This is a genomic window from Thalassobaculum salexigens DSM 19539 (assembly GCF_000423805.1).
GTDB lineage: Bacteria > Pseudomonadota > Alphaproteobacteria > Thalassobaculales > Thalassobaculaceae > Thalassobaculum > Thalassobaculum litoreum.
This window is the reverse complement of the sequence record NZ_KE384094.1, coordinates 819,332-833,371: the sequence shown is the minus strand read 5'-3', so window position 1 is coordinate 833,371 and position 14,040 is coordinate 819,332. Positions and strand designations below refer to the sequence as shown.

General features: G+C 67.6%; 14 protein-coding genes. 4 read left to right on the top strand and 10 right to left on the bottom strand.

The window, feature by feature from the left end; all coding sequences use genetic code 11:
- The first annotated feature begins 124 nt into the window (after positions 1–124).
- The 3 genes from G578_RS0119100 (at position 125) to G578_RS0119090 (ending at position 4,422) form a co-directional block, all read left to right on the top strand.
- Positions 125–2,239 carry a hydantoinase/oxoprolinase family protein gene (locus G578_RS0119100; RefSeq protein WP_028795615.1) on the top strand — a complete coding sequence of 705 codons (2,115 nt, stop codon included), beginning with the start codon at positions 125–127 and terminating at the stop codon, positions 2,237–2,239.
- Positions 2,240–2,250: 11 nt separating this feature from the next.
- On the top strand, positions 2,251–3,945 hold the full coding sequence (locus G578_RS0119095) for a hydantoinase B/oxoprolinase family protein (protein ID WP_211228962.1): 1,695 nt from the start codon (positions 2,251–2,253) through the stop codon (positions 3,943–3,945).
- Between the two features lie 87 nt (positions 3,946–4,032).
- The gene (locus tag G578_RS0119090) at positions 4,033–4,422 is read left to right on the top strand and encodes an STAS/SEC14 domain-containing protein (RefSeq protein ID WP_028795613.1); all 390 of its coding nucleotides are present in this window, start codon (positions 4,033–4,035) and stop codon (positions 4,420–4,422) included.
- A 7-nt stretch (positions 4,423–4,429) separates the two neighbouring features.
- Here the strand turns inward: G578_RS0119090 and G578_RS0119085 are convergent, their stop codons facing one another.
- The 5 genes from G578_RS0119085 to G578_RS27095 all read right to left on the bottom strand — a co-directional run bounded on the left by G578_RS0119085 (position 4,430) and on the right by G578_RS27095 (position 7,658).
- Positions 4,430–4,684 carry a hypothetical protein gene (locus G578_RS0119085; protein WP_028795612.1) on the bottom strand — a complete coding sequence of 85 codons (255 nt, stop codon included), beginning with the start codon at positions 4,682–4,684 and terminating at the stop codon, positions 4,430–4,432.
- Between the two features lie 282 nt (positions 4,685–4,966).
- The gene (locus tag G578_RS0119080) at positions 4,967–5,206 is read right to left on the bottom strand and encodes a hypothetical protein (protein WP_028795611.1); all 240 of its coding nucleotides are present in this window, start codon (positions 5,204–5,206) and stop codon (positions 4,967–4,969) included.
- Positions 5,207–5,357: 151 nt separating this feature from the next.
- Positions 5,358–5,612: a hypothetical protein gene (locus G578_RS0119075; RefSeq protein WP_028795610.1), complete on the bottom strand. Its 255-nt coding sequence runs from the start codon at positions 5,610–5,612 to the stop codon at positions 5,358–5,360.
- Between the two features lie 13 nt (positions 5,613–5,625).
- On the bottom strand, positions 5,626–6,957 hold the full coding sequence (locus tag G578_RS0119070; protein ID WP_028795609.1) for an aspartate aminotransferase family protein: 1,332 nt from the start codon (positions 6,955–6,957) through the stop codon (positions 5,626–5,628).
- Positions 6,954–7,658 carry a class II aldolase/adducin family protein gene (locus G578_RS27095; RefSeq protein ID WP_342664901.1) on the bottom strand — a complete coding sequence of 235 codons (705 nt, stop codon included), beginning with the start codon at positions 7,656–7,658 and terminating at the stop codon, positions 6,954–6,956. The genes G578_RS0119070 and G578_RS27095 overlap by 4 nt, the downstream gene beginning before the upstream one ends.
- Positions 7,659–7,822: 164 nt before the next feature.
- Here G578_RS27095 and G578_RS0119060 point away from each other — a divergent pair, with 164 nt between their 5' ends.
- Positions 7,823–8,338 (top strand): PAS domain-containing protein, encoded by a 516-nt coding sequence (locus G578_RS0119060; RefSeq protein WP_028795608.1) that lies wholly within the window; start codon positions 7,823–7,825, stop codon positions 8,336–8,338.
- Here G578_RS0119060 and G578_RS0119055 read toward each other — a convergent pair.
- From G578_RS0119055 to G578_RS0119035, 5 genes are all read right to left on the bottom strand, one after another.
- A complete protein-coding gene (locus G578_RS0119055) occupies positions 8,313–9,329 on the bottom strand; it encodes a C-terminal binding protein (RefSeq protein ID WP_038015184.1) in 1,017 nt (338 codons plus the stop codon). The genes G578_RS0119060 and G578_RS0119055 overlap by 26 nt on opposite strands.
- 142 nt (positions 9,330–9,471) lie before the next feature.
- Positions 9,472–10,938, bottom strand: a complete 1,467-nt coding sequence (locus G578_RS0119050) for a RimK family protein (protein ID WP_028795606.1) — start codon at positions 10,936–10,938, stop codon at positions 9,472–9,474.
- Entirely contained in the window at positions 10,939–12,075 is a 1,137-nt protein-coding gene (rimI, locus tag G578_RS0119045; RefSeq protein WP_051245013.1) for a ribosomal protein S18-alanine N-acetyltransferase, read from the bottom strand.
- Between the two features lie 114 nt (positions 12,076–12,189).
- A complete protein-coding gene (locus tag G578_RS0119040; protein WP_028795604.1) occupies positions 12,190–12,936 on the bottom strand; it encodes a hypothetical protein in 747 nt (248 codons plus the stop codon).
- Between the two features lie 66 nt (positions 12,937–13,002).
- Complete coding sequence (locus G578_RS0119035) at positions 13,003–13,965, bottom strand: M48 family metalloprotease (protein WP_169400884.1); 963 nt, start codon at positions 13,963–13,965, stop codon at positions 13,003–13,005.
- Positions 13,966–14,040: the final 75 nt, after the last annotated feature.

Sequence of the window (14,040 nt, the reverse complement as noted above, 5' to 3'; positions counted from 1 at the left end):
CAATGCGGTCCTTCCGCGCCGCCGGACCGCCGACGAATTACAGACGTTGACGTAGCGGGCAATCATGGGAACGATCGAACTCCTCCCGAATGCTGCACCGCAAACTCAGGATTGATTGTCTGCCATGGGCGCTAACCCCCAGTCCGTACGTCTTGCCGTCGATGTCGGCGGCACCTTCACCGATGTGGCCCTTGAGATCGGCGACCCGGCCGCCGATGGCCGGCGCGTCACTTCCAAGGTTCTGACGACGTCGCGCGCGCCGGAACAGGGGGTGATCGACGGGGTGGAGAAGGCGGTGGCCGAAGCCGGGATCGAGCCCGGTTCGGTGACGCTGATCATCCACGGCACCACGCTCGCCACCAACGCGCTGATCGAGCGCAAGGGCGCGAAGACCGCGCTGATCACCACCGACGGCCACCGCGACGCCGTGGAGATGGCGCAGGAAAACCGGTTCGAGCAGTACGACATCAACATCGACCGCCCGGATCCGATCGTGCCGCGCTACCTGCGCTGGTCGGTGCGCGAGCGTATGAACTATCGCGGCGACGTGCTGGTGCCGCTCGACGAGGACAGCGTGCGCGCGCTGATCCCCAAGTTCGAGGAGAACGGTGTGGAGGCGGTGGCCATCGGCCTGCTGCACTCCTACGCCAACGGCGCGCACGAGGCGCGGGTGGCCGAGATCATCGCCGAGGCGCGGCCGGACCTGGCGATCACCCTGTCCAGCGAGGTCTGCCCGGAAATCCGCGAGTACGAGCGCCAGTCGACCGCCTCGGCCAATGCCTATGTGCAGCCGAAGATGGCCGGCTATCTGCGCAAGCTGGAGGACGAGATGCGGTCGCGCGGCTTCGGCTGCCCGTTCCTGCTGATGACCTCGGGCGGCGGCCTGACCGATCTGGACACCGCCGTGCGCTTCCCGATCCGTCTGGTCGAGTCCGGCCCGGCCGGCGGCGCCATCCTGGCGACCGAGATCGCCAAGGAATGCGGCCTCGCCAACGTGGTCTCCTACGACATGGGCGGGACCACGGCGAAGATCTGCCTGATCGACAATTACGCCCCGCAGATGACCCGCACCTTCGAGGTCGCCCGCGTCTACCGCAACATGAAGGGCAGTGGCCTGCCGGTGCGCATCCCCGCCATCGAGATGGTCGAGATCGGCGCCGGCGGCGGCTCCATCGCCCATGTCGACAATATGGGCCGGCTGCAGGTCGGCCCGGAGAGCGCCGGCTCCGAACCTGGTCCCGCCTGCTACGGGCGCGGCGGCACGCGCCCGACCGTGACCGATGGCGACGTGGTAATGGGCAAGGTCGACCCGGCCCGCTTCGCCGGCGGCTCGGTGGCGCTCGATATCGAGGCGTCGCAGAAGGCGGTGGCCAGCGATGTCGGTAAGCCGATGGAACTGGAAGGCCGTCTCGCCGCCTTCGCGCTGGCCGAGATCGTCGACGAGAACATGGCGAATGCCGCCCGCGTCCACGCCATCGAATGGGGCAAGGACATCTCCGCCCGCGCGATGATCGCCTTCGGTGGCGCCGCCCCGCTGCACGCCGCCCGTCTGGCCGAGAAGCTGGCGATCGACACCATCGTGGTGCCGACGGGGGCCGGTGTCGGCTCGGCCATCGGCTTCCTGCGCGCGCCGGTCTCCTACGAAGTGGTGCGCAGCCGCTACCTGCTGCTGTCCGACTTCGACGCGGGGACGGTGAACGAGCTGCTGTCCGGTATGTCGGCCGAAGCCCGCGCCATCGTCAGCGCGGCCGCTGTCGGGGTCGAGCTGACGGAGACCCGGGTCGCCTATATGCGCTATTCCGGCCAGGGCCACGAGATCACCGTGCCATTGCCGGAGGGCGACCTGACCGCCGCCGATGGCGACGCCATCCGCAAATCCTTCGAGGCCGAATACGCCAAGCTCTACGGCCGCACGATCCCCGACGTGGAGCCGGAAATCCTGTCCTGGACCCTGACCGTGGCGGCACCGATCGCGCTGTCGCCGGAGGCCTCGACGGCGGCCGGAGACGCTGGGACCGCCACGCCGATCGACAGCCGCGTGGTGTTCGATCCCGACCTGCAGCGCGATGCCGACTACGCCATCCATGCCCGCACGGACCTGGCACCCGGCATGACCGTGGCCGGTCCGGCGCTGATCGTCGAGGACCAGACCACGACCGTCGTGACCTCCACCTTCGACGCCAAGGTGGACGGCCTCGGCTACCTGATCCTGACCGCCAAGCACAAGACGGCGGCGTGAGGAGAATGACCATGAGCACCAACCGTTCGGCCCTCGACCAGATCCACATCCAGATCCAGTGGAACCGTCTGCTCTCCGTCGTCGAGGAGCAGGCCCAGACCCTCGTGCGCACGGCCTTCTCCACCTCCGCGCGGGAGGCCGGCGACATCTCTGCCGGCGTGTTCGACACCGACGGCCAGATGCTGGCCCAGGCGGTGACCGGCACCCCCGGCCACGTCAACGCCATGGCCGCCTCGGTCTGTTTCTTCCTGGAGGTCTACCCGATCGACACGATGAAGGACGGCGACGTCTACATCACCAACGATCCGTGGAAGGGGACCGGCCACCTGAACGACATCACCGTCGTCACTCCGACCTTCCTCGACGGCAAGCCGGTCGGCCTGTTCGCCTGTACCTCCCACGTGGTGGATATCGGCGGGCGCGGCTTCGGCCCGGACGGCCGGCAGGTCTACGAGGAGGGGATCAACATCCCGATCATGCCGCTGGCCCGCGAGGGCGAGGTGGATCGCGGCCTGCTGCACCTGATCAAGGTGAACGTCCGCAATCCGATCGAAGTGGAAGGCGACATCTACTCGCTGATGGCCTGCAACGAGGTCGGCGGGCGCCGGTTGGTGGAGATGATGCGCGAGTTCGGCATGACCGATCTCGGCGAGCTCGGCCGCCACATCATCGAGAGCTCCCGCGCTGGGATGCTGGAGGAGATCGGCAAGCTGCCCAAGGGAACCTACCGCAACTCCATGCGGATCGACGGGTTCGAGAGCGAGGTCGATCTGGTCGGCTCCCTCACCGTCTCCGAGGACGGCATCGACATCGATTTCGACGGCACGTCCGGCACCTCGCGCTACGGCATCAACGTGCCGCTGACCTATACCCAGGCCTATGCCAGCTTCGGCGTGCGCTGCGTGATCGGCGGCTCGATCCCGAACAACGCCGGCTCCCTCGGCGTGATCCGGATCACCGCACCGGAAGGCTCGATTCTGAACGCCCCGCCGCCCTGCGCGGTGGCCGCGCGCCACGTGATCGGTCAGATGCTGCCGGACGTCATGCTCGGCTGCCTGAACCACATCATCCCGGACAAGGTGCCGGCCGAGGGAACGAGCTGTCTGTGGAACCCGGTCTTGCTCGGCGGGCGGGGGATCGTCGACGGCGATTACGGCGACAGCCGGCCCTTCGCCATGAACACCTTCCATACCGGCGGCACCGGCGCGCGGCCGGGCAAGGACGGCATGGACGCCACCTCCTTCCCCTCGGGCGTGCGCAACACGCCGGTGGAAGTGAACGAGACCATCGCCCCGCTGATCTTCTGGAAGAAGGAGTACCGCACGGATTCCGGCGGAGCCGGCACCTATCGCGGCGGCACGGGTCAGGTGATGGAGATCGCCCATGCCGACGGCAAGCCCTTCGCCATCTCCTCCATGTTCGACCGGGTGATCCATCCGCCGCGCGGCCGCAACGGCGGTGCCAACGGGCAGACCGGCAAGATCTACCTGAAGTCGGGCCCGAAGCTTCAGGGCAAGGGGCGCCAGACGATCCCGGCGGGCGATACGCTGGTGCTGGAGATGCCGGGCGGCGGCGGGCTGGGCAGTCCGGCCGACCGCGATCCGGCGACCCTGGCCATTGACGTGCGCGACGGCTTCGTCAGCGAGGCTGCGGCGCGGGAGGCCTATGGCTGGACCGAGCCGCAACTTGTCGCCGGCGACGACTGATTGTCGGAAGACACTTGTGGCTGACCGCCGAGTTGCGGATAACCGACACACGGGGCGTTCTGGGGAGAGCGCCCCGACGGAGCCGGGATGGCTGATCTGGACTGGACCTATGATTCCGAACGCCGGCTCTTCGTCGTGCGGTATTTTGGGCGCGTGACCCTTGAGGTCTTTCTGAAGGCCCGCGCCGCCCGGCGGTCGGTCGATGCCGCGTACGGCCAGGCTCGGGTGCTGATCGATGCCCGAAATGCCGACGTGAGCGAACTCACGGGCGAGGATTTCAAGGCGATGGAGGCCGAGCGGGGAACGCGGTTCGACGGGATCGCCGAGCCGGCGGCGGCGCTCGTCGGCAGCGAGATCGATCGGGACATCGCGACGCTCTGGGCATTCTATCGCAACCGGTCGGTCCCGGGCTCCACCGCGGTGTTCCTGAGCGAGCGCGAGGCGGTGGCCTGGCTGATGGCCTACCCCCGAGGGTAGGCGTCTCTCACACCACGATGTTCAGGATGGTGCCGCGCGGCGCGTTCGGATTGAGGAGACGCACCTGATCGGCCGTGCGCTCCAGGTCGAACTGGCGCCGCTCCGCTTCGTCCAGCGGCTCGGCGATGGCGGTCTCCGGCGGCCGCTCGGCGCCGGCGCGGGACGCACGGGCGTCGTTCCGACGCTCCGTCGCGTCGGTGACCGCCCCCCGCTGTCCGTCGACCGGAGGGAACACCGGCAATCCTGTGGGGCCGATCGCCATGACCGTTGCTCCCGTGCTGTCTCTCTGGGTCGCGTCTGCTGCGTTCCGGGAGCCCGATGAGCCGGCTCCCATATATAAAATCATATTTTCAGATAATTTTATATAATTTCTATCGAAGTCATTTCAAGTGACTTCTTACCGGCGAGGCCGCGTCGGGAGTTCTTGGGGGGAGAAGCCTCGGATTTGGCTCTAAAACAATGAGATAGAGCAGAGTCACGCACGCTGACGCGATCACGAAGTGATCCCGTCACCGCACGATCTGCGCTAGGCGGGCGTGAGCGGTCAGGACAGGATATCGATGACCTTGCCGCGTTGACGGTTCAGCGCGGCGCGGCCGAGTTCGCGGAGGTACTCGAGACGCTGGACCGAATCCATCTCGGCCACTTCCCCGGCCGGGCGACCCGTGACCAGAGGTTTCTGGCTTGGCTCATTGGACACACCGCTACCGTCGCCGGCGATCCGGACCTTGTCCGGGCTGGCGATATGGGAATTCCAGATCGGCGCGAGTAAACCGCTGATCATGGTGCCATGACATCCGCAGTTGGCCTGCGATGTATATGGCATATACGAGGGTGAATCGCAAATTTCACTCCCGAACGGGGAGTTGGATTCTCGTTCTGAAAGTACCGCGAGGCATCGGCGTTAAAATCTATTCGGCAACCAGGCCTGTGGATCACCGCGAGCGGTCATCCTCCGGCGGCAGCAGCTTGGCGCGGAAGCGGCGGGCGTAGCCGATCGGATCGTCGGCGAAACTGCCGCTGCTGGATGTCTCGCGGGCGGTCTCGACGATATGGCGGCCGGCATTCTCCACGGTCGGCCGGGCGCGGCGGGCGGCCTCGCCGGCGATCTCGGCGGCCTTGGCCCGCAGGCGGGGATCGGAAGCGGCCCGTCGTACCGCTTCCCGGGCAAGTCGTGCGAACAGGCTCATGCCGCAAACTCCCTCATGCCACGCTCTCCTCCGTCAGCGCCGCCTCGATCACGCCGCGGCGGCTGTCCAGGAACTCCTCGAACGCTGCGGCCAGAGTGTCGAATGCCGCGGCGTCCATCGGCAGCGACAGCACCATCATGCCCCGGCGCGCGGTGTAGATGCCGCCATGGATCAGGTCCAGGTGCATCAGGTCGACCAGCCGCCGGTTGCGCTGTGCCGCCTCCGGCGGAGATGTGGGCGCGGTCCGGCCGGCATGCAACGCCATCATCGAACCGCGGCCCGTCATGGTCAGCGGCAGGCCGCGGTCGTCGATCGCCGTCTGCAGGCGCGCGCGCAGGGCGTCGCCGTCGGCATTGAGGGAGACCGCCCGCTCCGGCGTGTAGACATGGGTCAGCCCGGCAAGCCCGGCGGACATGGTGAAGACGTTGTTGTTGAAGGTCCCGGCATGGGGCCAGGCGCCGGGCTGGCGGGGATCGAACTTGGCCAGGATGTCGGCGCGGCCGCCGAAGGCGCCGAAGCTCAACCCGCCCCCCACATACTTGCCGAGGCTAAGCAGGTCCGGGGTGATCCCGAGCAGCCCGTGCAGGCCGGTCGGCGACAGGCGCGAGGTCATCACCTCGTCGAAGATCAGCAGCGCGCCGGTCTCCCGCGTCGCGTCCCGCAGCGCCTGCAGGAAGGCCCCGGAGCCTGGCAGGCAGCCGCCGGAGCCCGACATCGGCTCGACCAGCACGGCGGCGAGCCGGTCGCCCTGCTCGCGGATCAGCGCGGCACTGCCCTCGGCGTCGTTGTAGTCGCCCATGACGTAGTCGAAGGGCGCGTTCAGCGGCGAGCCGGAGAAGTACAGCACCCCGCCGTGATAGGCCCCCTTGAACACCATCACCCGGTCGCGGCCGGTATGGGCGCGGGCGGCGGCCAGCGCCATCAGGTTGGCCTCGGTGCCGGAATTGGTGAAGCGCACCCGCTCCAGCGCCGGGAAGCGGTTGACCACCGTCTCCGCCATCCGCGCCTCCAGCAGGGTCGGCCCGCCCAGCACCCAGCCGTCATCGGCCGCCTGCTTGATGGCGTCGCGGATCACCGGTTCGCTGTGGCCGTACAGCCCGGCGGTGTATTCGCCGAGGAAGTCGACATACTCGTGCCCGTCGACGTCCCACAGCCGGCAGCCCTCGCCGCGGGCGAAGCGCAGCGGATAGGGGTGGTAGTGCAGAACGGTGCGGGTGTTGCCGCCGGGCATGGCGGCGAGCGCCTGCTCCTGGATCGCGGCACTCTTGGGATTGGCGGCGGTGAACCGTTCCGCCGCCTCGGAATAGGCCGCCTCTAGGGTGGCGTTGGCGCCAGTCGTGCTCATGCCGTACCTACCTTCTTCTGGGCGTCCTTCTGGGCATCGACCGCGCCGTAGCCCATGGTTCCGAACTTCTCGCCGACTCGAGCGATCTCGTCGTCGGGCAGGATCACCGGTTTGCCGACCTGCAGGGTGCGCCAGTACATGGCGGCCAGGGTCTCGACCTCCACCGCGAGCGCCAGCGCCTTCTTCAGATTGGGGCCGATGGCGATCATGCCGTGATTGGCCAACAGGCAGGCCTTGCGGCCCTCCAATGCCTCCAGGGCGGTGTCCGACAGTTCCTGGGTGCCGAAGGTCGCGTAGTCGGAGCAGCGGATGGTCGAACCGCCGGCCTGGGCGATCATGTAGTGGAAGGCCGGGATCTCCATGCGCAGGCAGGCGAGCGTGGTGGCGAACATGCCGTGGGTATGGACGATGGCGCCGCAGTCGGGCCGCGCGCGCATGATGTCCAGATGAAAGCGCCACTCGCTCGACGGCCGCCGGTTGTCGGAATGGGTGCCGTCCAGCTTCATGGTGACGACGTCTTCCGGCGCGATCTCCTCGTAGGGGATCGAGGACGGGGTGATGAAGAACCCGTCCTCGGGATTGTCTGAGACCCGCACGCTGGCATTGCCCGACGTGCCCTGGTTGATGCCGAGCGCGTTCATCTTGATGCAGGTGTCGATCACCTCCTGGCGCAGGGCGCGTTCGGCGGCGGACATGGGCATGGGGCGGCTCCGGATCATCGTCTCTGTAGCCCCCAGTCTACGCACGCCCGCAGCGGGTCGCCATCCCGTTCCGAGCCCTGGAGAGGGTCGAGTTGACCGGGGTCACCGGCGCCCCCACTATTCCTGCGCCGTTGGGTGTGACGGGTTGGGCGGCGGAGGATCTGTTGGAGAAGTTGGGCGCGGGTACGCTGGACGAGCTGCCGGTGTCCGTGGTCGCTGCGATCCGGACGCTGGTCACCTATTGGAACCACAAGCGTGGCACCCGGGCCATGCCCAGCCGGGTGGATTTCGATCCGATGGATGTGCCGCCGCTGCTGCCGCGCCTTCTGCTGATCGACGTGGAGGGGGTCCGCTCAGACGGCGCCGGGATCTTCCGCTACCGGGTCGTCGGCGGCATCGAGGTCGCCAATCGCGGACACAACCCCACGGGACGCCTGGTCGAGGAGGGATTCTACGCGGAATCCCTGGAGAATGCGCTGGCCCATTACGAGGCGGTGCGTCAGGCCAAGTGCCCGATCTACGACCGGGTCACCTTTCTCGACGACAGGAGCAGGCCGGTCCATGAGGACACCATCCTGCTCCCGTTCTCCGAGGATGGGACGACGGTGTCCCAGATCCTGGTCTATTCCGAGCAACTGCCCCTGGAGGGCGCGTTCAAGCCTTCAGAAACGCGCCGTTGACGCAGTTCCACAGCTCGCCGGTCTCCAGGTAGCGCATCATCGTCCTGGTCGAGTTCGCCCGCGCGTCGTAGCGGCCGGCGGCGCTGTTGAAGGCGGCATGCGGGGTGAGGATCAGCCGATCCTTGAGCCAGTTCGGCTGCTCGGCGAAGGCCTTGACCAGCGGGTCGTCCATGCTCGCCGGCTCCACCGGCAGCACGTCGAGCCCGGCGGCGGCGATCTCGTTGTTGCGCAGGGCGTCGATCAGAGCCGCGGTGTCGACGATCGGGCCGCGCGCGGTGTTGATCAGGATGGCGTCCGACTTCATCCGCTTGAGCGCGGCGGCGTCGATCATGCCCCGGGTTTCGTCGGTCAGCGGGGTGTGGATGCTGAGGACGTCGGCCCGCTCCAGCACCTCCTCCAGGCTCTCTACCCGCTCGATCTCCAGCGCGATCTCCTGACCGCGCGGGGCGTATTTGTCGTAGCCGACGATGTGCATGCCGAAGGCCTTGGCCCGCAGCAGGGCGGCGGTGCCGATCCGCCCGAACCCGACCACGCCGAAGGTCTTGTGCCGGATGCGACGCGGCTCGCCGTGCTTCCAGTGGAAGTTGCCGGCCGGGTCGGCGGTCATGGTGCGGTGATACGCGGTCATCCCACGGGTGAAGGTCAGCATCATGGCGATGGCGTGGTCGGCCACCTCGTTGGTGCCGTAATCCGGGCAGTTCGACACCGGAATGCCGGCACCGGCGGCCGTGGCCAGGTCGATATGGTCGAAGCCGACGCCGCAGCGCACGATGATCTTGCAGTTCTTCAGCCGCGACAGCACCCGCTGGTCGATCGGCAGCACGTGCCAGACCAGCAGGGCATCCACCTTCTCCCAGATCTCGTCCGGAATGTCGGAGGCATCGGCCGTCGTGTAGTGGATGAAGTCGACATCGCCGCCGGCCACCTCGCGCTCGACCCGATGGTCGTCGTCGTGCTGGGCGTCGGGGGTGAGAACGGTATAGCGGGCCACGGGCGTCTCCGGGATGGTTTCTTGATTTGATCGGGCCGCGATGGTGGCCGCAGCGAAGGTGGAGGGCAAGAGCGGGCTTCCACGAAACAACCGCCCCCTCCCCGGCACAGGGCCGGGGAGGGGGGAAGAGGTAGACGTCGAACTACCGCGCCCGTATGCGGGTGATGAAGCTGTCGATCAGCCGCTCGTAGAGCTTGTCCTTGAGCACCTTGTCTTCCACGCCCTGGTCGATGTTCGGGTTGTCGTTGACCTCGACCACGAAGACGCCGCGGTCGTTCTGCTTCAGGTCGACGCCGTACAGACCGCTGCCCATCAGGTTGGCGGCCTTCATCGCCACATCGATGACGTCCTTCGGGGTGTCCTGCACCGAGAAGGTGGCGAAACCGCCGGATTTGCCGCGACCGGTGGCACCGTGGTTGTAGATCTGCCAGTGCTTCGGCGCCATCTTGTACTGGGAGACGAAGAGCGGTTGGCCGTCCAGCACGCCGACCCGCCAGTCGAAATCCGTCGGCATGAATTCCTGGGCCAGGATCAGGTCGCTGTCGGCGAACAGGCTCTTGGCGATTTTTTTCAGCTCCGACGGGTTCTCCGCCTTGAACACGCCGCGGGAGAACGAGCCGTCGGGGATCTTCAGGACGATCGGAAAGCCCAACTCGTCCGCCGCCTTGGTCAGACCCTTGGCGTCCAGGATCAGGGTCTTCGGTGCCGGCACGCCCTTGGCCAGCAGCGTTTCCGCCAGGTACACCTTGTTGGTACAGCGCAGCATCGAGGTCGGGTCGTCGATCACCGGCATGCCTTCGTCCTCGGCCTTGCGGGCGAAGCGCCAGGTCGGGTTGTCCAGCGCGGTGGTCATGCGGATGAACAGGGCGTCGAACTCGGACAGCCGGGCATAGTCGCGGGTGCGGATCCGCTCCACCGACACGCCCATGCGCGCGCCGACCCGCTCCAAAGCGTCCAGCGCCTTGGGATCGGAGGGTGGCATCGCCTCCTTGGGGTCGATCAGGACGGCCAGGGTGTGGCGCACCGGCCGCTTGGCCGACGGGTCGCGCCACTCGCGCCTGGTATGGGCGTCGAGCGCGGCGGCGAAGGTGTCGTGCTCGTCGGCCCGCAGCTCGTCCACGGTGCGCTGGCTGACGGCGCGGACATAGAAGCCCCAGGTGGCGTCCAGGGTCACCTTGACGCGCAGGATCGGGGCGCGGAACCGGTCGAACGCCTCGCGGGCGACCCGGGCGAAGCGCGCGTCCTGGGTGCGGCCGAAATAGACGTCGATGGAAAAGGAGGCCTCCGGGGCCTCCTTGATGCGGGAGAGGGCGCGCAGCAGCACCCGCTCCACCGCCCGAACGCCGGACCACACGCGCCCCCGGTCCTTCAGCGCCAGGATGGTCGCGGCCGTCGGCAGCACCTTGTGCCCGCGCGCGTCGGCCAGCAGCGAGGCGTAGTATCCCCGGCCGAGATAGACCAGATCGCGGGACAGGTTGATGATCCGCACCGGACCCTTGCCGGCGGATTTCGGATCGGTGAGGTAGTCGGAGGTGGCCACCACACGGAGCCCTTCGGGCGCGGTCGGCAGATCGCTCGGCCGGTCAATCAGAACGACGGGCTGTGTCACTCACGCTTCTCCGTTCGCGATGTAGACCACCGCCTGCAGACGCGACCGCCCGAACCGCGTCATGGAGGTGAAGGCCGATCTCGGTATCGGCACATGGGTGCAATCCATGTCCGATTTCAACAGGTCTTCGTCCATATCCGGGTCGTGGACCATAATAAACCGGTCGTCGACCCCGGTGACCACGACCCAATGGGGGGCCTTCTCGGCGTTGAACCGGTAGGAACTGACCAGCAGCAGGGGGATCCAGCCGTCGATGATCGCCTGCTCCAGGTCGTCCGGCGTGGTGCGGGTGACGTCCACCGGCACGCCGGCCTGGTTCAGGTCCTTGCTCAGCATCGTCTGCACCCGCTGGAGCACCTGCTTCTTGACCGGCGAGCGCACGGTGTCGATGAACAGGGTGCCCTCCTGGCTGATGCAGACCCAGGCGCGGAAGCCGCGGTGATGGGCGGCGAGCGCCAGGCCGCGTGGGCCGCAGCCGCCATGGCCGGAGGTCATGAAGATGGTCGTGGCCTCGCGCCAGATCCGCAGTTCCTCGTCCGGGTCGGGGACCGAGCCCGGCTTCAGCGCCGCCATCGCCATCATCAGGCTGGCGGGGCCGCAGGTGAACTCCGTGGTCTGGTGGATGTAGGGGATCTGCGGGCCGTTGGCGCCCGGCACCCAGTGCAGCCGCTTCTCGTAGCGCCAGCCGTCGCCGTCATCCTCGTAGTAATGCGGCAGGACCCGCAGCCGTCTGTAGCCGAGCCGCTCGTACAGGGCGATGGCGGCGGCGTTGTCGGCCCGCACCTCCAGCCGCAGGGCGACGCAGTCGTGCTCGCGGGTGACGGTCTCCGCATGCTCGATCAGGGCGGTCCCCACGCCGGCGCCGGCCGCCTCGGGACGCACCGCGATCGAATACAGCCGGGCCAGCGCCGTCCCGGCATGGAACAGGACGAGACCGTAGCCCAGGATCTTGCCGCCGGCGGTCTCTGCGACGAACAGGCTCGCCTTGGCCCGGGTCAGCATGCGGTGGAAGCTGCGACGGGTCAGCCGGTCGCTGTCGAAGCAGGCGGCTTCGATCTCGAGAAGCGCCGGTATGTCGGCGATGGTGGCCGGACGCATGTCCGGGGCGGAGGCGGTCTCCGCGCGAAGGTGGTTCATCGAGGTAGGATAAGCTCCCGGACCGGCCGGCGCATCAGCCAAGACGGCCGGCATCGACACGCGGTTCTTCGGGCATTCCGCGATCCGTCACAATGATGATTTTCGCATGGCTGGTCAGCGGTTTACGCGATCGATCGCGATCACCTTGTGGCGGACCGCGAAGCGGCGGTCTACCTCGCCGCGCGGGGCGATGTCCCAGACCCATTCCTCGTCCGCGTCGGGCAGGCCGGCTCCCTTGTTGGGGTCGAGGGTGGCGGTGACGGTACCATCCCGGTCGACGATCTCGACCTCCCGGTCGGCGATGAGGCAGGTCGGGCAGGCGAAGCGCGTCAGCCAGCGCAGATGCGCCTCGGCCAGGGCCCGGGCGATCCGCTCGCCCTCGGCGTCGTCGCGGTGTCGGCTGGCGACCGTGGCGAGCTGGGAGATCAGGTTGACCGAGGCGACGAAGGAGACGGACGGGTCGTCCAGCCAGGCGGCGGGCTGGCGGATCTCGGCCAGGGCGTCCAGGCTCTCGGTCACGTCATGGGGGTGGCAGACCACATTGCCGAGCCGTCGGGCGCGCCGCCGTGTGACACGGGCGAAGGCGAGATCCACTAGGATGACGGCGCGGAACCGGTCCGACAGGGCCTCCAGCGGCACGTCGTTGACATGGCCGGCGCCGAGGATCAGGGCGGTGCCGGCGGGATCGGCGGCTCCGGCGGCCCGCAGCACGGCCGCCCGCGACCGTGCTTCATGGCCGTCCCAGGCCGCGGCGTTGCGCCGCCGGCGCGCGGCGATCGCCACGAACTCCCCCAGATGCCCCGACCGGCGGGCCAGGGGCAGGGACGGGGTCAGCAGCCAATCGATCGCCTCGCGCAGCATGGGGCGAGTATCGGCGAACTGGCCGGTGCGGGATAGGTTTGTGCCGGCCAGTTCGGCGCTCCGGCGTCAGCGTCCGGACGAGGCTCCATACTTGGAGACAAGAGACCGCCATTCGCTGGTCTCCTTATAGGCCGTCCATTTCGCGTTGCGGCTGCGGAAGGCGGGGAAGTCGAACTTCACCGCACCGCCATAATACTCCTGGTCGTAGAAATTCAGGAGCTGCCGGCGGTCGGCGCTTGGCCGGGTATCCTTGGTCTCGCCATGGGTGATCGCCTCCGCGCCGAGGGCGAAGGCCTTGCCCAGTCCGGTGAAGATGCTGCCGAGGCCGCCCTTTTCGACATTTTCCTTGCTCGACATCTCGCCCTCCAGCTCCTTCTGGCGTTCGAAGATGCCCTTCTCGAGGTCCCAGTCGCCGATCGACTGCAGGACCTGATTGGCGGCGGTGTGGTTGTAGGAACAGGCACGCATCGCATCGAAGCCATAGAAATCGGCGTGGTCCTCATGCCGGCGTAGCAGCATGTTCTTGCCGATCCCTTCGCCCGCGAGGGCGGCGATCGCCTGGGCGGACAGCTTGGCGCCGTCGGAGGCGTCGTCGTCGAGCATCTTCTCGTATTCTTGCGGGCTCCGGGGATGCTGCATGGCCACGTGACCGTATTCATGGGCCAGCAGGAAGGCGATCTCGTCCACGTGCTTCACGCTCTGGAGCGTCGCCACCGAGATCAGGATCAGCCCGCTCCGATTGGCTAGGATCGCCTTGGCCGGTTTGCCTTCCTTGTCCCATGAGGCCACCATATTGACCTGGAATGGCAGGTTGGGGCGCGGCCCCACCTTGGTCAGACATTGAGAGACCAGGTCATTCAGGAAGGCGTTGCCCTTCGAGGCCTTCAGGAAGACGTGACCCTCCTTTTCCATGGCCCGACGATCGGCGGTGAGTCGTTGGCGCATCGCCTCCGGTCGGGCCTTTATCTCACCGTAATGGCTGTCGAAGACGGCAAAGAGCCGGTCGCGACCGATTTCCCGCGTGGTCACAGGGTTGTTCTCTCCCGGATCGCTGGGGTCCGCCGCGGCCGTTCCGATCGGAAGGACCGAGGCCAGCATCGCGCA

What these genes read in the sequence shown, in the direction of transcription:
- G578_RS0119075 (WP_028795610.1), bottom strand. Translation starts at nt 5,612, where the DNA reads ATGAGCCTGTTCGCACGACTTGCCCGGGAAGCGGTACGACGGGCCGCT.
- G578_RS0119100 (WP_028795615.1), top strand. Translation starts at nt 125, where the DNA reads ATGGGCGCTAACCCCCAGTCCGTACGTCTTGCCGTCGATGTCGGCGGC.
- G578_RS0119090 (WP_028795613.1), top strand. Translation starts at nt 4,033, where the DNA reads ATGGCTGATCTGGACTGGACCTATGATTCCGAACGCCGGCTCTTCGTC.
- G578_RS0119095 (WP_211228962.1), top strand. Translation starts at nt 2,251, where the DNA reads ATGAGCACCAACCGTTCGGCCCTCGACCAGATCCACATCCAGATCCAG.
- rimI (WP_051245013.1), bottom strand. Translation starts at nt 12,075, where the DNA reads ATGAACCACCTTCGCGCGGAGACCGCCTCCGCCCCGGACATGCGTCCG.
- G578_RS27095 (WP_342664901.1), bottom strand. Translation starts at nt 7,658, where the DNA reads ATGCCCATGTCCGCCGCCGAACGCGCCCTGCGCCAGGAGGTGATCGAC.
- G578_RS0119040 (WP_028795604.1), bottom strand. Translation starts at nt 12,936, where the DNA reads ATGCTGCGCGAGGCGATCGATTGGCTGCTGACCCCGTCCCTGCCCCTG.
- G578_RS0119085 (WP_028795612.1), bottom strand. Translation starts at nt 4,684, where the DNA reads ATGGCGATCGGCCCCACAGGATTGCCGGTGTTCCCTCCGGTCGACGGA.
- G578_RS0119070 (WP_028795609.1), bottom strand. Translation starts at nt 6,957, where the DNA reads ATGAGCACGACTGGCGCCAACGCCACCCTAGAGGCGGCCTATTCCGAG.
- G578_RS0119080 (WP_028795611.1), bottom strand. Translation starts at nt 5,206, where the DNA reads ATGATCAGCGGTTTACTCGCGCCGATCTGGAATTCCCATATCGCCAGC.